Annotated in this window: 19 protein-coding genes; 10 read left to right on the top strand and 9 right to left on the bottom strand. The window is 36.2% G+C overall.

What is annotated here, in order from left to right; genetic code table 11:
• The first annotated feature begins 443 nt into the window (after window positions 1-443).
• Complete coding sequence (locus Q4493_RS16975) at window positions 444-887, top strand: RNA-binding protein (protein ID WP_303455236.1); 444 nt, start codon at window positions 444-446, stop codon at window positions 885-887.
• A 77-nt stretch (window positions 888-964) separates the two neighbouring features.
• On the opposite strand, the gene Q4493_RS16970 is transcribed toward Q4493_RS16975, so the two are convergent.
• From Q4493_RS16970 to Q4493_RS16960, 3 genes are read right to left on the bottom strand one after another with little or no spacing between them, the layout of a single operon-like run.
• Complete coding sequence (locus Q4493_RS16970) at window positions 965-1741, bottom strand: phosphoadenylyl-sulfate reductase (RefSeq protein ID WP_303455234.1); 777 nt, start codon at window positions 1739-1741, stop codon at window positions 965-967.
• Window positions 1734-3467: an assimilatory sulfite reductase (NADPH) hemoprotein subunit gene (gene cysI / locus Q4493_RS16965; RefSeq protein WP_303455231.1), complete on the bottom strand. Its 1734-nt coding sequence runs from the start codon at window positions 3465-3467 to the stop codon at window positions 1734-1736. The genes Q4493_RS16970 and cysI overlap by 8 nt, the downstream gene beginning before the upstream one ends.
• Window positions 3467-5263: an assimilatory sulfite reductase (NADPH) flavoprotein subunit gene (locus Q4493_RS16960; RefSeq protein WP_303455229.1), complete on the bottom strand. Its 1797-nt coding sequence runs from the start codon at window positions 5261-5263 to the stop codon at window positions 3467-3469. The genes cysI and Q4493_RS16960 overlap by 1 nt, the downstream gene beginning before the upstream one ends.
• Before the next feature lie 383 nt (window positions 5264-5646).
• On the opposite strand from Q4493_RS16960, the gene Q4493_RS16955 reads away from it, so the two are divergent.
• A complete protein-coding gene (locus tag Q4493_RS16955; protein WP_368506791.1) occupies window positions 5647-8304 on the top strand; it encodes a CHASE domain-containing protein in 2658 nt (885 codons plus the stop codon).
• A gap of 34 nt (window positions 8305-8338) precedes the next feature.
• On the opposite strand, the gene Q4493_RS16950 is transcribed toward Q4493_RS16955, so the two are convergent.
• Window positions 8339-8752 (bottom strand): rhodanese-like domain-containing protein, encoded by a 414-nt coding sequence (locus Q4493_RS16950; RefSeq protein WP_303455226.1) that lies wholly within the window; start codon window positions 8750-8752, stop codon window positions 8339-8341.
• A 182-nt stretch (window positions 8753-8934) separates the two neighbouring features.
• On the opposite strand from Q4493_RS16950, the gene Q4493_RS16945 reads away from it, so the two are divergent.
• Entirely contained in the window at window positions 8935-9804 is an 870-nt protein-coding gene (locus Q4493_RS16945; RefSeq protein ID WP_303455224.1) for a LysR family transcriptional regulator, read from the top strand.
• Window positions 9805-9950: 146 nt separating this feature from the next.
• Window positions 9951-10487 (top strand): GAF domain-containing protein, encoded by a 537-nt coding sequence (locus tag Q4493_RS16940; protein WP_303455221.1) that lies wholly within the window; start codon window positions 9951-9953, stop codon window positions 10485-10487.
• A gap of 31 nt (window positions 10488-10518) precedes the next feature.
• On the opposite strand, the gene Q4493_RS16935 is transcribed toward Q4493_RS16940, so the two are convergent.
• Window positions 10519-12537 carry an ATP-binding protein gene (locus tag Q4493_RS16935; RefSeq protein WP_303455218.1) on the bottom strand — a complete coding sequence of 673 codons (2019 nt, stop codon included), beginning with the start codon at window positions 12535-12537 and terminating at the stop codon, window positions 10519-10521.
• 853 nt (window positions 12538-13390) lie between these two features.
• Between Q4493_RS16935 and Q4493_RS16930 the strand changes: the two genes are divergently transcribed.
• Window positions 13391-14302, top strand: coding sequence for a S1/P1 nuclease (locus Q4493_RS16930; protein ID WP_303455216.1), 912 nt, complete (start codon window positions 13391-13393; stop codon window positions 14300-14302).
• Between the two features lie 318 nt (window positions 14303-14620).
• Here the strand turns inward: Q4493_RS16930 and Q4493_RS16925 are convergent, their stop codons facing one another.
• The 3 genes from Q4493_RS16925 to fkpA form a co-directional block, all read right to left on the bottom strand.
• The gene (locus Q4493_RS16925) at window positions 14621-15250 is read right to left on the bottom strand and encodes a PEP-CTERM sorting domain-containing protein (RefSeq protein ID WP_303455214.1); all 630 of its coding nucleotides are present in this window, start codon (window positions 15248-15250) and stop codon (window positions 14621-14623) included.
• 175 nt (window positions 15251-15425) lie between these two features.
• Window positions 15426-17957: an exonuclease domain-containing protein gene (locus Q4493_RS16920; protein ID WP_303455211.1), complete on the bottom strand. Its 2532-nt coding sequence runs from the start codon at window positions 17955-17957 to the stop codon at window positions 15426-15428.
• 251 nt (window positions 17958-18208) lie between these two features.
• Entirely contained in the window at window positions 18209-18964 is a 756-nt protein-coding gene (fkpA, locus tag Q4493_RS16915; RefSeq protein WP_303455209.1) for an FKBP-type peptidyl-prolyl cis-trans isomerase, read from the bottom strand.
• Between the two features lie 128 nt (window positions 18965-19092).
• Between fkpA and Q4493_RS16910 the strand changes: the two genes are divergently transcribed.
• Window positions 19093-20088, top strand: coding sequence for a WD40 repeat domain-containing protein (locus Q4493_RS16910; protein WP_303455207.1), 996 nt, complete (start codon window positions 19093-19095; stop codon window positions 20086-20088).
• Window positions 20070-20309, top strand: coding sequence for a SlyX family protein (locus Q4493_RS16905; protein ID WP_303455204.1), 240 nt, complete (start codon window positions 20070-20072; stop codon window positions 20307-20309). The genes Q4493_RS16910 and Q4493_RS16905 overlap by 19 nt, the downstream gene beginning before the upstream one ends.
• A 47-nt stretch (window positions 20310-20356) precedes the next feature.
• On the opposite strand, the gene Q4493_RS16900 is transcribed toward Q4493_RS16905, so the two are convergent.
• Window positions 20357-20548, bottom strand: a complete 192-nt coding sequence (locus tag Q4493_RS16900; RefSeq protein ID WP_303455202.1) for a YheV family putative zinc ribbon protein — start codon at window positions 20546-20548, stop codon at window positions 20357-20359.
• 108 nt (window positions 20549-20656) lie between these two features.
• On the opposite strand from Q4493_RS16900, the gene Q4493_RS16895 reads away from it, so the two are divergent.
• The 3 genes from Q4493_RS16895 to Q4493_RS16885 all read left to right on the top strand — a co-directional run bounded on the left by Q4493_RS16895 (window position 20657) and on the right by Q4493_RS16885 (window position 23668).
• Window positions 20657-22573: an ATP-binding cassette domain-containing protein gene (locus tag Q4493_RS16895; RefSeq protein ID WP_303455200.1), complete on the top strand. Its 1917-nt coding sequence runs from the start codon at window positions 20657-20659 to the stop codon at window positions 22571-22573.
• A gap of 70 nt (window positions 22574-22643) precedes the next feature.
• Window positions 22644-23384: a tetratricopeptide repeat protein gene (locus tag Q4493_RS16890; RefSeq protein ID WP_303455199.1), complete on the top strand. Its 741-nt coding sequence runs from the start codon at window positions 22644-22646 to the stop codon at window positions 23382-23384.
• A gap of 155 nt (window positions 23385-23539) precedes the next feature.
• Window positions 23540-23668 carry a DUF3149 domain-containing protein gene (locus Q4493_RS16885; protein ID WP_303455197.1) on the top strand — a complete coding sequence of 43 codons (129 nt, stop codon included), beginning with the start codon at window positions 23540-23542 and terminating at the stop codon, window positions 23666-23668.
• Window positions 23669-23771: the final 103 nt, after the last annotated feature.

The raw sequence follows: 23771 nt of genomic DNA, 5'->3' as shown, positions 1-23771 counted from the left end.
ATCAATACGGATAACTAAACCACTTAAAACTCGCTTCTCAGGTCTCCCTGAAGAAGTGGAGCGCATTTTAGGGATTTATCTCAAACGATCAAGTCTTTTTTTCTATTATTTGTTTGTTCGATTAAAAATAATACAATTTAAATAAGTTGGTTTAATTTACCAACTAAGAATGGTCAAAAACTAACAAAGCTAACATATTGTGAGTACTTATTTATGTTAATGGTGACATTTAATGCTTAAATAAAAATGACAAAAATATCTAGTCAAATTGATTTTTCAGTTATTATTGTCTCTTTATAAAAACATAATCACGTTAATGTTAATAAATAGTAGATTGATAGTATTGAATAAAAATTACACTTATTTTGTTGCACATTATTTAAAGCTAAGTAACATGTAACGGCAATTTTCTATTTTATAAAATAATAATTAGGTAAACATTTATGAATTCTCCGAAACTTTTAAACGTTATTATTGCGTTAGTTTTTGCTGTTATAGCATTTTTTATCGCTGATAATTTATTAAACACTGCTGCATCTATCGCAATTTTCGTTTTTATCGCAGCAATTATCACTTCTTTATTTGGTTCACAAAACAATGCTGCAGAAGAAGACGATGGCGAAGTAAGTACACTCTATGTTGGTAACTTACCTTATCGTGCAAACGAAGGCGCAGTAAGAGCATTGTTTTCTGAATATGGTAATGTTCATTCAGTTCGATTGATGAAAGATAAGCACACCGGGAAAAGACGTGGCTTTGGTTTTGTTGAGATGTCAGCTTCTGATGCCGATAATGCTGTTAATCAATTAAATGATTCTGAGTTTCAACAACGCACATTGAAAGTACGTGAAGCCAAAGAACGTCCAGAAAAATCAGATAATGAATAGTAATTATTTACTTTAGTTTTTCAAAAAATAAGCCGCTATTAAGCGGCTTATTTTTTGTCTGTAGATTTAAGATTTAATTAAATTCCATCACCGTCGGTGTGTAATCCACATTCTCTTGCCATTCCAGAAAAACGTGTTTCGCTTTCTTCCATTCCTAAAGTAAGAGGACGGGTACTATGGGTATCACCAACTGAGACATATCCTTGATCCCAAAGAGGGTGATAAGGTAAACCATGTTTAGTCAAATATTGATGAACATCACGATTGCTCCAATCAATAATGGGATGAACTTTAAAGCGGCCACGTAGAATGCTAACTACCGACAAACCTTCTCGATGATCTGACTGTTGCCTACGAACACCAGAAAACCACGAACCAGCTTGTAAATCCTTTAGGCCACGCTCTAATGGTTCAACTTTATTTCTACGATTATACGCTTTTAAAGACGCTTCATCTTTCGCCCACTCTTCACCGTATTTAGCCATTTGCCAAGCAGCACTTTCTTTTGCGCTATAGACATGCAAATTTAACTTCAAACGTTCCGTTAATTGCTCGATAAATTGATAGGTTTCAGGAAACAAATGCCCGGTATCCGTTAATAATACCGGAATATTGCTATCAACCTGCGTTAGCATATGAAGCATAACTGCAGATTGAATACCGAAGCTTGATGACAAAACAAACTGCGATGGCAAATTCTCCATTGCCCATTCAACACGTTGCGTAGCATCTTGTTTTTCTAATAACTCATTCCACTGATTCAACCATGGTTCAGGTAAAGAAGCAGGGAAACGGCTACTAATCGGCGACTTTAGCGACGTTAAATCCGCATTGGTCTCAATGTGTTTAGTCATGGAAATCCCGTTTACTGACTTTTACTTCGGCTATAATGCCAACACGTATGACAAAATCACCAAACGCTTCGTTTGTTTCTCGTTCATTTACCCATCGAGCAACAAGACTATCAATCTCATTTAAAATATCTTGCTCACCAAGGTTTTCTTTATACATTTTAGGTACACGAGTACCGGTTAAATTACCGCCTAAATGCATATTGTATTTACTCGGGCCTTTACCAACGAGACCAATTTCAGCTAACATCGCACGACCACAACCATTAGGGCAACCGGTAACGCGAAGGATAATACTTTCATCAGCAACGTTATGTTTTGCTAGAATATTTTCCACATCGGTTACTAAACCTGGTAAGTAGCGTTCTGCTTCTGCCATTGCTAACGGACAAGTTGGAAAAGCTACACATGCCATGGAATCTTTACGTTGCTTAGAAACTCCGTCGTCCATCAAACCATGTGCTCGAGCAATTTTTTCAATCTCGGCTTTGTCTTCTAATGCAACACCTGCAACAATTAAGTTTTGATTGGCTGTCATGCGAAAATCACCTTTATGGACTTTCGCTAATTCAGCAACACCTGTTTTTAAAGGTTTGCCTGGGTAATCAAGTAAACGACCGTTTTCGATAAACAGTGCTAAATGATGTTTACCTTCAAAACCTTCTACCCAACCAATGTTATCGCCACGGCTAGTGAACTCATATGGACGGCTTTCTTCAAAAACAATACCTGCGCGTTTTTCAACTTCCGCTTTAAACACATCAGAACCAACGCGGTCTAAAGTGTATTTAGTTTTTGCATTTTTACGATTGACACGATTACCCCAATCACGTTGTGTAGTAACAACAGCCGCCGCCACATCTAAAGTGTTCGCTAATGGTACAAAACCAAAATCATCGGCACGACGAGGATAAGTAGACTTATCACCATGTGTCATCGCTAAACCACCACCGACTAACACGTTAAACCCAACTAGTTTGCCGTCTTGCGCAATTGCTACAAAATTTAAATCATTCGCATGCACATCAACATCATTATTAGGAGGAATAACAACTGTTGTTTTAAATTTACGAGGAAGATAATTGCTCCCTAGAATTGGCTCTTCAGTTTTTTCACCTTGTGGACCTTCTAGTTTTTCACCATCTAACCAAATTTCTGCATAAGCACGAGTTTTAGGTAATAAATGTTCACTAATTTTAGTTGCCCACTCATACGCTTCTTGATGCAACTCTGACTCTACCGGGTTAGTCGTACACAGTACGTTACGGTTAACATCTCCAGCAGTAGCGATTGAATCAATGCCGATACTGTTTAGAGTTTGATGCATTAATTTAATATTCGGTTTTAATACACCATGAAACTGAAAGGTTTGACGCGTGGTTAATCGAATACTGCCATATGACGTACTTTCTTGAGCAAACTTATCAATCGCTAACCATTGCTCAGGCTTGATAATGCCACCAGGCATGCGCGCACGTAACATCACATTATGTAATGGCTCTAGTTTTTGTTTGGCACGCTCACCGCGAATATCACGGTCATCTTGTTGGTACATACCATGAAAACGAATTAACTGGAAATTGTCGCCATTAAAGCCACCGGTTAAGTGATCAGATAAATCTTTTTCGATCCCACCTCGTAAAAAGTTACTTTCACCTTTTAAACGCTCATTATCGGCAAGTTTACCTTCAACAACTAATGGGCCATGTTCTTTCGTTACATCAGTCATTAATATACATCCTTCTGAAAACGCTTAGCGTTTCGTAAATCTTTTAAGTATTGTTGAGCCTGCTCTGCTGTTAATTTGCCTTGCTCAGAAATAATATCCACAAGGGCGATTTCAACATCTTTAGCCATACGATTCATATCACCACAAATATATAAATGCGCACCACGTTCTAACCACGCGAACACTTCTTCGGCATTTTCGCGAAGACGGTCTTGTACATATATTTTTTCAGCTTGATCACGCGAGAAAGCTAAATCAATATTGGTTAGTAATCCTGACTTAACATAGCCTTGCCATTCAACTTGGTATAAAAAGTCTTGAGTAAAAGTTTGATCGCCAAAAAACAACCAGTTATCACCTTCAGCATCGGTGGCTTCTCTTTCTTGCAAAAACGCTCTAAAAGGAGCGATGCCAGTTCCAGGACCAATCATGATCACCGGCGTGTTGCCGTCATTAGGTAAACGGAAGTTATCATTATGCTCAACGAATACTTTAACTGTGCCACCTTCTTCTAAGCGTTTACCTAAAAAGCTTGACGCACCGCCAGCACGAGCCTGACCATTGTTGTCATATTCAACTAGCCCAACGGTTAAGTGCACTTCCTCTTCCATTTCTGCTTGGCTAGAAGCAATTGAATATAAGCGAGGGGTAATTTTACGCAATGCGTCAACAAATGTTTGTACATCAAGTTTTGCAGGAGCCGCTTTAATCACATCAACCACTTGATGATTGGCAGCATATTCACGCGTAGCATTTTTGTCTTGAATAAGGGCAGTCAACGCCTTATCTTGAGATTGCTCAGCCCAAAAATTAACAAAATTCACTGACGTTTGTGTAATTTCAAGCTTTGACGTTAAGGCGTCTGATAAGGAATACTGTTCATTACCAACCGTCACTTCATCGCTTGCTGAAAAGCCTAATGCTGCAATTAATTCATTCACTAATTCTGCATCATTTTCAAACCAAACGCCTAAAGCATCTCCTGCTTGATACGTAATGCCTGACTCGCCAAGATCGATCTCGATATGGCGAACATCTTTAGCAGAATCGCGACCAGTAATTTTTTGACTTACGCTTAATTCAGCTTCATAAGGATTTTGTTTAGTATATTGGCTTGCTGCGCCAGCGGTTGGCATAGCCACTACATTTGAAGATACGTCTGTTTCACCTAGTAAATCTTTAGTCTTCGTTATAATTTCTTGAGACCAAGCTGATGCAGCATCTTCATAATCGACATCACAATCAACACGTGGTGCTATTTGTTTTGCACCAAGTTTAGCTAAGTATTCATCAAAATCTTTACCGGTTTGACAGAAAAATTCATAGCTAGTATCGCCTAATGCAAGCACACTATATTGTAAACTTTCTAATTTAGGCGCTTTTTTGGACGATAAAAATTCATGAAACGCTATTGCATCATCAGGTGCTTCACCTTCACCATTTGTACTAGCCACAATCAATAAATGTGTGACATTTTTAATGCTTTTAGGTTTAAACTCCCCCATGCTTTTCAGATCAACAGTCAAACCTTGAGCTGTTGCTTGGTCTGCTAAAGACTTGGCAACACCTTTTGCATTACCTGTTTGTGAACCATATAAAATAGTTAACGTAGAAGATGCTTTAGTTCCAACAGCGCTAGGCAAAGTGGCTATTGATGAGCCTTCACTTTTAGCGGCTAAGTAGCCACTCGCCCAAGCAAGTTGAAGCGGTGAATAGCTTCCTATCACTTCTTTAAGAGAACTTAGTTGTTCTTCGTTTAACATGGTTTGATTTAAATTTTGCTGTTCTGACAACATTTCGTCAACTCGCCCATTTCAATATATGTTGAAATGATAGACGGTGTTGATAAAAAGCAAAAAGAATAAAAGAGGCTTTTTTATTCCAAAAATGAATATTGAACACTGTAAACTTGATCACTTAATAAAATAAGTATCTAAATATCGAATTTCCCTGCTCTTCCTTCCCTCGTCTCCCTAATAATAAGTTCTAACGAACCTGTACTTGAAAACACCGCTTGTTCAATATTTTTATGGTTTATTTAACTTATTGTTAAATATAAATATAATCCTCCTAAAACTAAGTAAGATAGGCTTTGATATAATCAAAGTTGTAGTCTAGTATAAATTATTATTTGTCCTTTAAAGACAGCATGGAAAGAATGCTTATATAACAAGGTGTTATTCTGAAAGATTTCAAAGCAAGTATTAGTGGTCAGCAATATATCATTACATTACTCATTATTGTAATAGGTGTCGTTTTAACGTTTTTTCAACAACAAGCTCATGAAGAAAAAGTTGAAAATCAAATAAAACAGGCGTTAAACACTCGTATTACCTTTATTACGAATGCCATTATCGAACGTTTAGATCACTATGCATTAGGAATCGCTAGTTTAAATGCTGCAATAATTTCCCATAATCCAAATGATATTACCTATGAAACCATAGCATCATATAGTAATGCCCAAAACTACACGATAAGGTATAAAGGTGCGAGAGGTTTTGGTCTTATCAAGCCCGTAACAATTCAAGAAGAAGCCGCATTTATCAGACAGGCTGCAAATGACCGTCCAGACAAAAATTTTAATATAAGATCTTTATCTCAGCATGTGAGAACACGATTTGTTATCCAATATATTTTTCCGGAAAATGTAAATCAAAAGGCGATTGGCTTAGACATAGGCTCAGAATTTAACCGCAGAACTGCTGCTGAAAATGCTGCTAAAAATAATGAAACGACACTTACCGCGCCGATAACTCTAGTACAAGCCTCGGGAAAAATTGAGCATGGTTTTTTATTACTTCAACCATTATATTTTCATAAAAGCAATTCAAAACACTCAAATGAAATTGCTGAAAACCTTTACGGCTGGACCTATGCGCCACTACTTATGGGTGAAATTCTTGAAGCCGTATCTCAAGTAAGGCAGGATAAACTTGCGATCACCGACGCTCAACAAACATCCCCATTTTTTGAAAATCAACCACTCGATAAAATAAACGATCAATATACGGCTAAATCTATCTCTGTTTATGGGCGAACATGGAATATTAAGTTATTCGCAACCGACACATTTTTAAATACACTGAATCTTCCTCATCAATATTTAGGGGTAATAACCGGGCTCTTATTTACCTTTGTCGTATTATTATTGTATTTTTTATTACACTTAGTTTTATTGAGAAAAGCACAACAAGCCCAGCATCATATTGACTTAGCAAGAGCAAGAGAAGAAAAGCTCAGTGATACTAATACAAAATTGTCAACTGAAGTACTAAAGAAAAGTCACGAGCTAGAACATGCAAGAATGCTAAATGATAGTATCCTGGCAAGTGCGACATACTCAGTAATAGCTACGGATGAAGAAGGCTTAATACAAGTTTTTAACCCCGCTGCAGAAAAACTATTAGGTTACAGTGCTGATGAACTGATCAATAAGCAAACACCCGCCCTTTTTCACCTTGAAACAGAAGTTGTCGCAAAAGCTAAAGAGCTTTCAAGTGAGTTTAATGAAAATATAACACCAGGATTCCAAGTTTTTGTTATTAAAGCCGAAAGAGTAGGTTTAGACATTAACCAATGGACCTATATAAATAAATTTGGCAAGCATATTCAGGTAAAACTTAGCGTAACAGCGTTAACGGGTAAAAAGGGAGAAGCTTTAGGGTATTTAGGTATTGCGTATGATCTAACCGAAACATTAAAGCGTGAGCACGAATTAGAAAAAGCTAAAATGAATGCTGAAGCAGCATCACAAGCAAAATCTGAATTTCTTGCTAACATGAGTCATGAATTAAGAACGCCTTTAAATGGCGTGTACGGCACTATTCAATTATTAAAAGAAAGAGAATTTGAAGAGCATAGTCGTGATTTAATTAACACGGCTTATAACTCTACAAAGTCACTCATTACCATTATTAATGACATATTGGATTTCTCTAAAATTGAAGCCGGTAAACTCTCATTAGAAAATAAAACGTTCAAACTCCCCGTTTTAATAGAACAATTGAATTCAGAGTTATCATTGTTAATCGAAGATAAAAATATCGAGCTCAAATTTACCAATCATATCAATCACGAGTACTGGTGTGGCGATATCGTTCGCATACGTCAAATACTCATTAACTTAATTTCAAATAGTATAAAATTTACCGAAAAAGGTACTGTCTGCCTCGAAGTAAAAAGTGATAGTAATAAAGGCGTCATTTTTAAAGTTGTCGATACAGGTATAGGTATTGAAAAAAACCAATTAACACGATTATTTCATCGCTTTGAACAAGCAGATACATCGACAACACGTAAGTTTGGCGGCACAGGATTAGGTCTAGCAATAACCCAAAAACTAGTACGTTTAATGGGAGGGGTTATCATTATAGATAGTGAATTAGAAAAAGGGACCTCTGTAGTGGTCTCACTACCTTTAACTCAAGCAAAAAGTGATCTGTTAGACAATTCAAAATCATTAGCTGATTATCCCGACATGACAGGTAAAACAATTCTTGTTGTTGAAGATAATAAAATAAATCAAATGGTTATCTCAAACATGATAAAGCCAACCAATGCCAAAATAATTATGGCCAATAATGGTTTGGAAGGTATTGAAGAGTCAAGAAAACATGCCCCCGAGCTTATCTTTATGGATATTCAAATGCCGGTAATGGATGGGTTAACGGCATGTAAAAAAATAAAATCTGAGACTCCAAAGCAAATCATCATCGCGCTAACCGCAAACGCCATCAAAAGCGAACGCGAGTTATACAATGAGTTTTTTGATGGTTACTTATCTAAGCCTTTAGAAAAAGAAGCTCTCATCGAGCAACTTAATCAACATCTATAGTTTGGCGATTTTTTCTCGCAGTTGTTACCTGAACTTATACCTGCGCTGATATTTGATGCCTAACAACAGGATAACGTTCAAAATCTTCCCAGTAATGAATGCCACCAATCATTTCTTTCACCGCAAAACCTAAAGCAGCTAATTTCATTGCTGCTTTAGTCGCTCCATTACAACCAGGGCCCCAGCAATAAACCACAAATTGCGTATCTTTAGGGTATATTTTTACGGTATCACCATTCATTTCATTATGTGGAAAGTTAATAGCAGTAATGGCATGACTTTTTTCGAAAGCTTCCTTAGCACGTACATCAAGTAAAATAAAAGGTTGGTTTTCGGCTTTTATGTCTGCATAAACATCAGAACAATCGGTTTCGCAGCCAAGTTTAGCTTTGAAATATTCATAAGCAACCTCAGGTTTTGCTGAAGGGGTAAGCAGTACATTTGACATTTTATTTCCTTTATATGTAATTTGACATGTTTTCACTGACATCCACTTTAAGAGTTTAGTAGGAAGAATGAAATTCATAAATTCTGAATGATTAGCTCAGTAAAAATGAATACAAGTTTTCGATAAAATATCTTATATTTCATCATTCTTGAGTTTAAAAATTAACTGATTAAGGGTGATGTGTGGAGTTTTATCATTTACGTTCATTTGTGGTGGTTGCTGAAACAAAAAACTTAACACATGCAGCCAAAAGACTATGTAGCACTCCACCTGCGATTAGTGCACATATAAAATCTTTAGAACAAGAACTAGAAACCCCACTATTTATTCGATCCTCAAAAGGCATGACGTTAACCGATAAAGGTAAACTGTTACTAATCAAAGCACAAAAAACCCTCGATTCAGCCGTGGATATGGTTAATCTTGCGGCAGAAAATCAAGGCGAGCTTATCGGTATTTTTAACCTTGGCATAAACCAAAGTATTCAATCATTAAAATGTCCGAAATTAATTGAGAATTTATCTGAGATTTGTCCTGGAATTAGTCTTCAATTAAAACAAAGCTCAACAGGTAAAATAATAGCAGATATTCAAAATAAGGAACTTGATGGTGGTTATATCTATGGCGATATTCCTCAAGGCCTCACCGGGATTGAAATAAAAAAAGAAGCTATTACGACGATAGCCCCAAAATCTTTAGCTCTGAATAACATCAAAACATTGCAAGACTTAGCGCCGTTAGCTTGGATTACCATGGGTGACTATTGCCCATTTGATGAGGTAATTAAACAAAAGCTTGGTTCAACACTTTGCTCAAAAGTACAAAGTGATCATGATCAATCACGTTTAGAGTTAGTAAAAAGTGGTGTAGGGTTAAGCTTGCTAGAACGTTCAATTGCAGAGCAAGAACAATTAATCGGTAGCGTGCAAATTCTCCCTGAACTTAATTTTCAGATGCCCTTATCATTTGTTGTGTTAACAAAACGTTTAAATGAACCACTCATTAAAGCTATCAGGCAAGAGATCAATATATTGTGGGATATTCTGATATAAAATGCATGCTTAAATCCATCTCACAATTAAATCAAAAAATTAATTTCCAATTCGCCATTTTTTCGAAAAACATTCACAATATTTACCTTATACAATAAGCACGCTATTATTAAACGAATGGACTCATATAAATTGAGGGAGGGAGAATGCTGACAGATTATCAAGAACTAACCACCTGTATTAGTTCCCCTGACAATAGCACCTATGAAAGACTTCAAACTATTTGTCAAGAAATCAAAAAGTTAACCCCTAACGTAAACAGAGTTAGTTTATGGTTATTCAATCAACAAGCCAATGAGATTCATTGCTTACTTTGCTTAGATTCTGCGGATCAAATTACGAATGGACAGTCACTTAAAAAAGATGACTTTCCTTCCTATTTCGATCATATCCTTAATAATAAAGTATTATCTGCATCGAATGCTAGAGAACATCCAGCCACATCTTGCTTTAACGAGGTGTATTTAAAACCACTCAATATCTACTCTATGCTCGACTTTACTTTTCACTTCAAGTTTAAACCTACAGGGATAATTTGTTGTGAAAGAGAAGGTGATGCTACCCAATGGACCAACGATAATATTAATGCTTTAAAGCGAGTAGCCAATATCACCTCTATGTTTTTATCTAGAGATATACAATCATTCTATTTTGAAAAAAACACGATTCTAGACACAGTTTAGTTAAATAAATTCACTCGCTGTAGCCCCTAAACTAAAGTACATACCAATTTAATGCGCGAAACAGCTCATTTAAATTAATTGGTTTTCCAATATGTCCTTCAAAGCCGTTCATTGCATATTGTTTAACATCATCCACGGTAACATTGGCCGTTAAAGCTATGATAGGTATTAATGGGTATTTACTTTTTATAATACTACATGCCTCTCGACCATCCATTTCTGGCATTTGTATATCCATAAAGATAATATCAACCGACATTTCAGATACTTTATTGACCGCTTCAAGACCATTTTCAACTATATGAATTGTTGCATGCGTAGCCGCCATCATTTTTACGAATATTTTTTGGTTGATGCGATTATCTTCTGCCAATAATATTGTTATACCCGTTAAATCAGGAGCCGATACTTCTTCAAATTCTTGACTGACATCATTTACAAGCTTACTTGAGCTTAACGGCAAAGTAACGATAAACGATGTGCCTTTATCTATCTCACTTCTTACTTCAATTGTTCCTTTCATCAAAGCGACTAACGATTGGGTAATTGATATACCTAATCCTGTTCCACCAAATTTTCTAGTAGTTGAATTATCCGCCTGTTGAAAACGAGTAAAAATACTTTCAATAGTTTCAGCTGACATACCAATCCCGGTATCTTTGATCTCAATTTTTAATTCACCTTGCTCTGACATTGATAACAAAATATCTATATTTCCCTGCTCAGTAAATTTAAGGCTGTTTGATAATAGATTAAGCATGATTTGCTTAATACGAACGGGATCGCCTTGCCAACCTTCTTGGTAATCCTCAGCGATTGTGAAACGAACAATATTTCCTGTCGTTTGAGCAAGTTCCTTCGTTTCATTAAGTAATAACTCAATAATTTTAGTCACGTTAAAAGGGATAATTTCTAAAGCAAGCTTTTCTGCTTCTATCTTAGAAAAGTCTAGAATATCGTTGATGATGGTAATAAGTGATGAAGAAGAAGTGGCGGCAGTATTCACTAACTCTCTGGCATTTTCAGATAAATTTTCTCGCGCTAACATTTGCAAAGATCCCATCACACCATTCATTGGTGTTCTTATTTCATGGCTCATATTTGCCAAAAAGTTACTTTTTGCTTGATTAGCTTTATCTGCTTCTTCTTTAGCGAATTTTAATTCATTTTGAAAATGTAAACTTTCAGAAATATCACTTATTAAAGCAATAAAGGTAACATCTGAGTCTATTTGAGTTTTTGTTAACACTAATTGAATGTCAATTTGGCTACCATCGGCTTTCTTTGCTTTAAACTGTTGATGCTTACCTTCAAGATTTTCAACGCCCATAACGCTTTGGTAAGCAAAACTAACATCAGGGATTATCGAATGAATTTGTTCCCCTACTAATTTACCTTCTTCAATACCAAATAATGCATGACTATTAGGTGACACTTGTAAAATGATGCCATTAGAATCGGTTATAAGTAATGAGTCCCCTAAGTTATTTAAAATAGCTGATTGAGTATTGAGTGCATGTTTAATCTTTTTGTGAGCACTCAACAAATAATTAAATAAGGTCCAATAAATAAATAAGCTAAAAAACATCAAAATTAAAATTAACAACGACGATTGAAAGCTATTTAATGAATTCGTTTGGTTACGAAAACCTATGTCAGTTAAATACCCGATAGCAAGCAAGCTGACACTCAAAGAAAACACTAAGAATAAGGTGACTTTTTTAGAACCCGCAATCAAAGAAAAGGCTATAATTGAAGGGATGACAAACACTACTTCGTCTCTTGCACCTTCGAATCCCCACATAAAACCAACAGCGACAAAAAACAACATCAAACAAAAAAAGTTGGTCGCTAGCTGTAATTTCCCTCTATTAAGTAAAACATTTAACAGCTGTAGAAAAGCAATAACTAAACCTAAGATGAGTGCAGTAGTATGATCACCAAAGTAAACACGAGTAATAGAAAGAATAAAAAGAGTTAATTGTGAGGCCCAAATAACTTGCCTCATTTGATATGTTAAATTTTGGTTTTGCTGCTGCTGAGAATCCATCTATCGCAATAAAATTATATAAATATATATCATACTAGCAGAGTATTACCTGGATGCCAGTATACAATTATTATAATTATCAGCGACTTTATAAAATTTAACGTAAAAAAAGGGGTAGCAAATGCTACCCCAAAAAAACGCTTACTTAGTAATTAAGATTGACAGATCATTTCACTAGAAAGCTACCTCATTTGTTACAAAACAGCTTACCAGAGAGAGTAAAACGTGTTCATAACAGTCAGGATCATTACCAATTGAACTTTATTGAACTTCGACATAAGCAATAAAGCCAATCAATGTTAAAAACTTAAGTCTATATTGACAAAAAATTCACATTTAATGAATAGTTATTTAAGAATAAGATATAACAATTGTGCAATTAATCATCAATTATTGCTTTTGCAACATTATTGATAGTTATCTATATCAAGGGGAAAAACTATCCAAATATGCATTTTCCCTTTAAATGGATGAACTATTGAGAAAAGAACTGAAAATAACTTACCAAAAATACCTCTTATTTATCTAATGGTTACGTTGTAAGGTTGGAATAGGTTTACTAACAGTTCATTGTGCTATTAATCTTAAATCTACGATTAATGCTTTTCGTCGAGTAAATATTTATTCATTATTAGGTAGATTAGTGAATAACCTGAGCTTTCAATTTACCGTTAGTTAATTTCAAAAATAAATGCATGACTACCCATTTTTATATATTAGTAAGCCAATCTACCAAGATTGGATGTTTGTTAAGTCGTTAATTTGAACACATCTGAATAAAGCCTTTGGCGTGTAATTTTAGCTAACGTGTAATAACATGGGGTGACTTAGCATAAAAAGAAAACTACCTATCATGACCACGCGACTATCAATAATTGTAAGTATCATCTTACTTGCCTTCTTTTCAACACCAGCATCCGCTTTAGGAAAACTCAGCCATCAACTCGTTTGTCAATTATCTTATGATTTGTTGCCTATCAATCAACAACAAAAAATTGATGATTTATTAGTACAACTCTCAAATAAAGACAAAAATCGTATCAATAGCTATAACCGGAACAAAAAAGATCACAAGGTAACATTTGCCGACAGTTGTACTTGGGCTGATGCCATCAAAAAAGATAAAGCCTATGATAGATATAAACCTTGGCATTACCTAAATATTGCAAGAAGCAGTACTTTAATAACGAAAGAAACCTGTGAAAAAAATTGCATTACCTCAGCAATCTCTTACCACAAAAACCAGCTTAAACATGCAAAAAATTCACAAGATAAAGTTGAAGCATTAATGTTTTTAGGTCATTGGATCGGTGATATCCATCAACCCTTACATGTAAGTTTCGCAAGTGATTACGGCGGTAATCGCAATAAAATAACACCATTAGTTGGGCAATGTGAAAATTTACATTGGTATTGGGATGAATGCTTACTGTATCCGGTTGTCAAAAAAGAAAAGCAATTGGATAAATTTAATTACCTCGCCTTTAAAGCTGAAATTTATAATGTACTGAGTAAGCAACTAGATTCTTCTCCAAAAGTACATTGGAAAAAAAGCGACGCTATTGACTGGGCGAATGAGTCTTTAATGATTATTCGAGATGACGCGTTCAATTATTGTCAAATCAAAGGTCAAAATTGTGCAGCAATGGATCATAAAAAGGTTTTGATCACGCCAGCATATCATCAACACTACCAAACGATTTTACACAAAAGAATATTACAGGCAGCTGTAAGACTTTCAGCGAAGTTAAATCAATTATTGTAAACCCTCACTATTTATCTGATATAAAAAAACCAGTGACGAGCACCGGGCTATTGAGTCAACTCGGAGCCGTTTTGTTGAAATAACAAAGCGGTTTTTTGTTTTCTCAAGAAATTTCCTATATTTTTCAATAAAAAGTAAATTTTCAGAATACCTTTAAAAAGCCTAGAAATGTACGTTTAGTTAAGTTTTTCAAATAGTTAATAAATGAATCACAAAGATTTAGATAGGCAATACTGTAATTTGCCCGATTTCATAAATCTAAAAACAAAAAAACACTGACCACTATGATCAGTGTTTCAACTCGTTTACTCTTGTAAATTAAGCTTGCTTTTTAAACTTACGAGAAGCTAATCCCATTAAGCCCAAAGCAAAAACAGCTAGTGTAGAAGGCTCTGGTACTTCACTTAACTTAGCATTACCATATGATAAATTGTCAAATCCCCAGTAAGGTCCAGTTGTACCTGTGGTTTGAAAAGACACCGATGTAAAGGCGGAATCTGTGGTGAAACCGATAAAGCCATATGAATTTGCCAACGAACTGCCTTGAATAATTTCGCCTGTATTTGTAGTCACAGTTAAATTCATCGCATTACTGTAAAAGTCGCCAAAATCAAAACTCAATGACGTTATAGCTTGTGAAAATGTAGCCATATAATTTCCAGCTTGAAGATCTAGCCATCCAGTATCATGAAATGCTGCATCATGAGCTACATCATAGATACTATAAATGCCCCCAGCATTAAAAGTAACACCATCAATAAAGAAAGAAGAACCTCTATAAATTTCACCAGTCTGGCCTTGGCTGCCATTAAAATCTATGGTTGTGATATTTTCGCTATTTATCTCCCAGTCACTAAAGTCTGTAAACTCGATCAAACCAGCGTTAGCTACACCACTAACAACCAAAGCAAAGCTTGCAACTAAGCCGTTTAAAAATTTATTCTTCATTTGAGTTATCCTTTTAATCCCTTTCCATCGAGGTTGGAAGGTATTTAATAAAGCTAAAAATAAATACTTATTGGGTACTAAGCAAGCACTATGCCAATCAGGTAACTTACAAAAAAACAGCAGGTTAGCAGATTTGTATGATTTAAGACTCGCACCTTTGTAAAATAACCTGACACTAAAATCGGTTATTCATGAAACTTGGTTTGTGTTCAGTCTTGTTGCGATAAACTTCATCAATGCGCACTTTATCCAGACTAAATGATAATAAATCTTCAGCGGTATATAACTTTCTTGTTAAGCCTAATCTCATAGCAGGAGTAGATGGCTTTGGTTTGTTATTGCCTTTGAAATTTCTATTAATGGTGCGCTCATTAGTCATGCAATAATTAAAATAGACGCGCTTGATTTCAATGAGTTTTACCATCCATTCAGGATTGTAGCCTGCATAAGCATTCCAGCGTTTTGAATTGGTAGCGCTGGTCACGGGTCGCTCTAAGAAGTTAACGTGTCGTCTTAAGATTTGAAACCAGTTATCTACCCCATGAAGTGATGCATTCGTTAATGACTTAATCACTTGGTACTGATTCATATTTTTTACATCACCAAGAGGAAGCAACATTCCTAAGCGTGACTCTTTATTGGGACTAATGATCCATTCTGATTTTGCATTTCCCACTCGCATTCGATTTGCCAATTGCTCTTGCCATAATCGCGCTTTAATCTCAGCTTTGCTGATATCTGGGTACTCTTTAATTAGCTCTGCTTCGACTTTATTTAAATGTTCAGTTGTTGTTTCATCAAGGTATTGAGCGCTACCCGCTTTATCAGCGGAAATTTGAAACGCATACAGCGTTTCATTTGCTATCCAATCAGGAAATATTGCTCCGATTGCTAGCTTGATGCCAGAATCGTTATCCGCATATAAGCGAATACGAGGGCAGTACTTTAACTTTTCTTTCAGAAGTGCAAAATGGGCCAGCACACTATACGTTTGTTGGACCAGCAAACCCTTTGGTGGCATTTGGAGTTCAACAGTTCGCTCTGCTTCTGGTGCTTGTACGTTCACTTCGTCATTACTTAGTACATATTGCGCATAGCGTCTGTAGTAAGGGAATTTTTCCTGCTCTTTCTTTTCTCGATGCTCTTTATTGATTTCTTTGAAATCACTGATGAAATCGAAGTTGACGTTAGAGACAAAAACAAAGCCAGACTCATTATCTACGCTAGAGGTATTTACTATGGGCGTTGGCTTGGGCATATCATGGTCGCCCCAGTTGCTTAAATAAAACTGTCTATCCGTACTTAAGTTAAGCTCTCTTCTGGCAACTGCGTGTTCTAGTAGCTCTGAGTGATAATGGTCAAAGGCTAATGCTTGTTCATAGAAAAAGTTTATTTTGTCATAGATGACTTTTGCACCAAGATTGTGTTTATCCATCATGCGATTAATGATGTCTTTGTTCATCAAATCTTTAAACAGTGTGACGTTCTCTAAATCTCGATAATGTCTATTTGCCGGGTTTTGTTTAACTGCAAACTTTGAGCCACACGCGAGGCAGGTAATATTTTGTGAGGCCAGTCTTTCTTCAACAACCATTTGCTTTACAGGCTTACCACCTTTTTTTAGTGGTTTTATCACCGTGTGTCCAATGTATTTGTTAGGCTGTGTTTTGCCATCCAATTTATACAACTCAGGATGAGAATAAATGCCTTTATTGCTATTTTTACATCTGGGCTTTTGAACTTTTGTTCCTCGTCTTTGTTCAGGTGAGTGAGGGATGTAATAATATCTAAAGCTTTTAGGGTCTGCTGGAATGGCTTTATTAGGACAAGTCGGCTCTACATGTTGGTATACGGTTGATAGGCGATTAACCTCAAGCTCAAAGCAACGGTTGTGAATCATGGTTGTACTGTGACCACAAAGCTTACAGGTAAGCATTCGCTCAGACTTATCATCACTCCACGTTAGTTTGTATTCATTACCTAAACCTCGGTTGAGTTCACCATTAACTTTGTAAGTCGCATTCTTAGCAACAACACCGAAATTATTACACTCTGGATTTTTACAAAAATTAAGCTGAGTATATAAACCTGTCTCTTTGTTTTTATAAGATCTAGGTATGGATATCGCTTTGGTAGGTGTATGCTGGTTCTGTTGCGGTGTTGACTTTAACGGCTCCACTGTATCATCAAGGAGTTTAAAAAACAGTTGAGCGCAAAGGGAAGCGTCTAATTCAGCACTATGAGTAGTACGAGCAGAAATATCAATGCCATATCGAAGACAGGCCGCATCTTGGCTAATCTTTCTAACGCCAAACTTTGACTTAGCAAGTTCCATCGCACAAGTCACTTCAGCACAAATATCAGATACAGTAGATGGGAAATTAAGACGGTTTAGCTCAGCATTTAAAAATTTTAAGTCAAAGGCCGCGTTGAAGATAACAAGATGACAATCTTTGATGAAAGATATGAATTGTTCATGGATATCTTTAAAAGTAGGTAAGCCGACTAATTCTTCATCTAAGATTCCGTGAACTAGAAAAGCCCCCTTGTTAGACTTTTTGCCTTCAGGATTAATATTGAGTTTAAATACATTCCCTGTTGGGGCAGAGTTTTCATATTCTATGCACGCTACATCGATAATTCGATGGTTGCCTTTATGGGGATCTAACCCGGTTGTTTCCGTATCTAAGAATACATATTTCGTCATGACTCCCACTCCTATAGCTAGTATTATAGGAGGTTTTAGCTAATTTTATATAACTCATTGAAAAATTAGGCTAATCGTACATTATTATTGATTAGTTAAACGGTAGCGGCTTACATGTATCAGGACTTTAATCGTTATTTTTCAGTTGGATATAATAAAAAAGAGCCACTATCAAAAAATAGTAGCTCCGATTTGACTCAATAGCCCGGACGAGCACTGGTTTTTTGTTTTGATTAAAGAATAAGTTTTAGTTACTTATCGCCAACTTTCGGCGCTTCTGCTTTTTTTATAATTTCAAGTAACTCTATTTCAAATTGTAATACTGAGTTGCCTGGAATACGTGGTGGATTACCATTTGGACCGTAGGCAAGTTCAGAAGGAATAACAAATTTGTATTTTGAGCCAACACTCATCAACTGAACACCTTCAGTCCAACCTCTAATGACCTGATTTAAACCAAACACTGCCGGTTCATTACGACTATAAGAGCTATCGAACTCATCACCATTTAAGAACATTCCTTTATAATGTACTTTAACGCGATCAGTTGCTGCTGGCTTTTTACCTTCGCCTTCTGTAATAACCAAGTACTGAATACCTGATTCAGTCACTTGAACGCCTTCTTTTTTGGCGTTTTCTTCAAGAAACTTTTGTCCTTGTGCAATATTTTCTTCAGCTGCTTTAGTTGCCGCTTCTTGCTGTTTCGCCTTCATTGTTTGTTCAAGGTTCATCATTAGAGCTTGAATTTCTTCTTTTTCAATCGCTGATTTACCGGCAAGGCTATCTTTAAAGCCTCGAAGAATAAGTGCTTTATCAAGCGTTAAACCTAATTTTTCTTGTTCTGTTAAGTTACGTTGAGTAAACATACCAATTGATGCACCTAAGCTATAAGCTTGCTTTTGCACTTCAGTGTCTAATACCGGCGCTTTTTCTTCTTGTTTTGTTTCCTGACAACCAATTACAGATACAAGGGCCAAGGCCACTAAAGTGGGTTTAAACAATTTCATTCATTTCTCCATCAAAATGCTCTGCTAAATATTATTTTTTAATCAGAGCTAAATAGTATGTGTATTACACATGTGCTAAAAAAGAACTTATACTAACGATAAACACCAAAAGAGAAAAGTAGAATATTTTGACGAATTGTAAACGAAGTTACCTTTTCCTCTATGGCATCATGTTTAGTCTTTTAGTAACAGCTTGTCAGCCATCCGGACAAAAACCACTTGAGCGATGGCAACATGCGGTAGAAGGGGCTTATGCCGCCAATATTTCAAATGATGGCAAACTCAGTGTAGTTTCTTCAATTCATCACGGCATCAGTTTATGGGACATTGAAAACAATGCCTTAAAATTCAATTGGTCACAGCAACAAAACACCGCTGATAACCTCGTACTTGCCACCGATATTTCAGATAATAATAGCCATGTTTTAACCGCCAGCCGCACCAACTTTTCTTTATGGAATACAACTACGGGCAGTTCGGAAGGTTATTGGCAAATCAAAGATTCAAATATCAGAGATATCGCTCTTGCTAATAATGGTAAATATATATTATTAGGTAAAGGCGATGGCAAAGTTGTCCATTTAACGCCAAAAACCGGCAGACGAATTGAATTTCTAGGGCATGAAGAAAAAATAAATTCCGTTGATATGTTACCAAATGGTCGCATTGCCATCTCTGGCTCGAATGACTTTGTTGCTTATGTGTGGGATACACAAACAGGCCAAGTGATATATCGATTTAATCATCCTAGTCGTGTAACTATGGTCGCTTTTGACGCGCAAGGGCGTTATGCCTTTACCGCTGACAGTAAAAAGTCAGCAAACATTTGGGATTTAAAAAATGGAAAACTTATCAGTCAATTACAATATGCAAACCGACAAGAAGTGTTCAGTTCAGTTCGTTTTTCACCTGACGGGCAATACTTAGTGACAGGTGCGCCTTCGCGTAAAGTGAGTATTTGGCAAATAACGAACGGAAAACGCCTCACTAGTTGGCGAGTGACACCAAGAAAAGATATTCGTCCTGCTGGAGCGGTTGTGTATAGCGTTGCTTTTAGCGATAATAATTTTATCTTAACCGAATCATCATCAGGATTTGCTGAATTATGGCAGACAAACCTTTAGCTTCATCGATAGAAAAACTAGAAACCAGTATTGAAGCATTAGAGTCTAGAAATGCATTTCAAGACGACATCATAGAGCAACTTAATAATGAATTAGCGATTCATCAAGATGAGATCAGTAATTTAAAAGCTCAACTAAAATTAATAGCGAATAGAATAAAGGACAATACCCCTAACCAATCAACAACAGAAGAAATAGAGCCGCCTCCTCCACATTATTAATGTATTAGACATTAATCACTGAAAATTCGTAACACAGAGATTATTTATTAAGGTTTAAAGACGCCAATAACTTGTTCTAACGGTCGAACATCTTTCACGATATGTTCTTCTGGTTGGCTCATTTGGTCACCACAATTAACACAGGTGACTTTCTCGACATCATTTTCTTTTGTCAAAGCCATAGTATCAACCGCTTGACATTTAGGGCATGTAGCACCTGCGATGAATCTTTTTTTCATAGTTAACTTTTGTTTCTTATATAAAGCGCGAATTATCGACATTTTACCTTGAATAACCCTACAAGGAAAAGCGACAATAGCGTCGAAAACGTATCAAAAGGAAAAAACATGATCACCGCAGTAGACTTAAGTTTAGATCGAGGCATCAAAAACTTAATAAAATCATCAAGCTTTACTATTCATCCTAATCATAAAGTAGGCTTGGTTGGCGCCAACGGCTGTGGAAAATCATCTTTATTTGCGGCACTACTCGGTCAACTTCAACCTGATAGTGGTGAAATATCAATGCCAGCTACATGGAAAATAGCGACCGTAAAGCAAGAAACACCGGCACTTGATAAATCAGCTCTAGATTATGTGATAGATGGTGATCAAGAATTTCGAGCCTTGGAAAGCCAATTAGCCCAAGCCCGAATAGATGACAATGGTAATTTAGAAGCAACCATTATCAATCAAATAGACACTATTCATGGTTATTCTTTGCCGGCGAGAGCAGGAGAATTGCTCCATGGTTTAGGATTTTTACAAGAACAATTAACTCATCCCGTTAAAGACTTTTCGGGTGGTTGGCGCATGCGATTAAACTTAGCACAAGCGCTCATCAGCCGTGCTGATTTAATGTTACTGGATGAACCGACTAACCATTTAGACTTAGATGCGGTAATTTGGTTACAACGTTGGTTAAAGCGATATACCGGTACTTTAGTGCTTATTTCGCATGATAGAGATTTTCTAGACGATGTTATCGGTCAAATTTTACATATCGAACAACAAACCGCGAAACTCTATTCTGGTAATTACACAGCTTTTGAGCGCCAACGCGCGGAACAATTGGCTCAACAAGATGCACAATTTCAAAAGCAACAAAAAGAAGTGGCACACCTCACCGCTTTTGTCGATCGCTTTAGAGCGAAAGCGAGTAAAGCAAAGCAAGCACAAAGCCGTTTAAAACGCTTACAAAAACTGCCAGATTTAGCGCCTGCACATGTAGATAGTCAATTTACCTTTAGTTTCGAGAAACCTGACTACATGCCCTACCCTTTGTTATCACTAGACGACAGTGTATGTGGTTACAGCGACGATGCCATCATATTAAAACACGCTAATATTTCTTTAGTACCGGGCAGTCGTATCGGGTTGCTTGGTCGAAATGGTGCGGGTAAGTCGACCTTGATTAAGTCGTTAGCCGGTGATATCAATATTCTAAAAGGCACACGTTATTGCGCTCAAGAACTTAGAATTGGTTATTTTTCACAACATCAACTTGAACAATTACACATTCCTTCAAGCGCGATTGATCATATTATTCGCGCCAAACCTGACTTCAAAGAGCTACAAGCTCGAACATTTTTAGGTCGTTTTGGCTTTAGTGGCGACCAAGCATTATCACCGGTAAAAACGATGTCAGGTGGTGAAAAAGCTCGTCTAGTTTTAGCACTCATTGTTTTAGATAAACCGCAATTATTATTATTAGATGAACCTACTAACCATCTCGATTTAGAAATGCGCCAAGCATTGGTATTAGCTTTACAGGATTTTAATGGCGCTATTATTCTTATTGCCCATGACAGGTATTTACTTGAATCTTGCGTGGATGAATTTTATCTCGTGGCAAATGGCCAAGTCAGCGAATTTTCGGGTGATATTGATGATTACCAACAATGGTTAAATGACGACAAAAAACTAGCGCGTCAAACAACTAAAAGTTCAGAAAAGTTATCAGCAAGCAATACTGTATCAGTGGATAAAAAGCAGCAGCGACAACAGCAGGCAGAATTAAGAAAAATCGCAGCTCCATTAAAAAAACAAGCACAACAATACGAGAAAAAAATACAACAGTGGCAAGCAAAACTGACTGAAGTAGAAAACATTTTAGCTGATAGTGAAATTTATCAAGCAGAGCATAAAGCTCGCTTAGCAGAACTTATGAAAGAACAAGGAAAATTAAAACAAAATATTGAAGAAAACGAGATGTTATGGCTTGAGCTTGAAGAACAAATAGAAGAAATAATGTCACAACAATAGCGAACTTTTCCGATCCATTGCTACACTTAAGAAGAATGAAATGAACATTAAAAATACACAAAGGTGCTTTATGAAAACAATTCAATCAATAGCATTACTTCTAACATTTTCAATTAACTTTTTTGCCTATAGTTTTGATGGCGATTTAGAGTTAGGCATTTTTCAACTTAATAGAGGTGAATTTAAAGCAGCTATCGCCGAATTTGAGCCTTTAATTGCCGAAGAGTATTCTCCTGCACAATATCAAATGGCATTAATTTATGAAAATGGCTGGGGTGTTAAGAAAGATCCACAAAAAGCTTTCGAATTTATGAGTTTAGCTGCCGCACAAAATTACCCAGACGCGCTATTTAATTTATCTGTGATGTATAGTGAAGGAGAAATTGTTAAAAAAGATTTGAAAACAGCATTTGTTTTAATGGAAAAAGCAGCCAATAAAGAACTACCAAGTGCGCAATTTAATTTAGGTGTTATGTATGCTAATGCGATAGGCGTCGACAGAGATCTTGCCAAAGCAGCAAAATGGTATGAAATGGCAGCAAGACAAAATTATACTTTAGCGCAATTTAATTTAGCATTAATGTATTTTGAAGGTAAAGGTGTCAAGAAAAGTACCGAGATGTCTTATGTTTGGAATTATATTGCGGCACGAAGCGGCTATACGCCTGCGATTAAAAGCAGAGATATGGATGAACATAAGCTCAGCGTTGACGATATTCAAAAAGGACGTGACCACGCTAATTCTCTCTACGCACAAATTATTGAACAAATCGATTTAAAAAATAAAAAACGAGCGCAACAACGTTATTAGTTAATTGCATCTGACGATACCGAAAGCCCGAATTACATTTTTCGGGCTGAAACAGTTTCCATTCTTAACTTGATCTACATCACATTATTACTCCATTTAATACAGTAGAATACCCTTATAGAAATAATGGTTTTTCAATGCACTTGGAGTATCCTATGAATCTTTTACATATGTTAATCAATGATCCTATTGTGTTAATTTCTTTTATCGGTTTAACCACAGTTATTGGTATTTGCAGTTTTTATGTCTATTACTTCTTCAAAAACATTGAAGAAAATAATTAAATTTTCTGCGATAGAGCGATGATTTATTTGTAATTAAATAATATTTTAATGCGCAACACCTAAAACGCTGTATATTTTATGAGCGACGACGTTTATTTTTTGC

The sequence above is a fragment of the Colwellia sp. 1_MG-2023 genome (genome assembly GCF_030546755.1).
Classification (GTDB): Bacteria; Pseudomonadota; Gammaproteobacteria; order Enterobacterales; family Alteromonadaceae; genus Thalassotalea_H.
The sequence above is the reverse complement of the archived record's forward strand: the minus strand, read 5'-3'. Positions and strand labels throughout refer to the sequence as shown.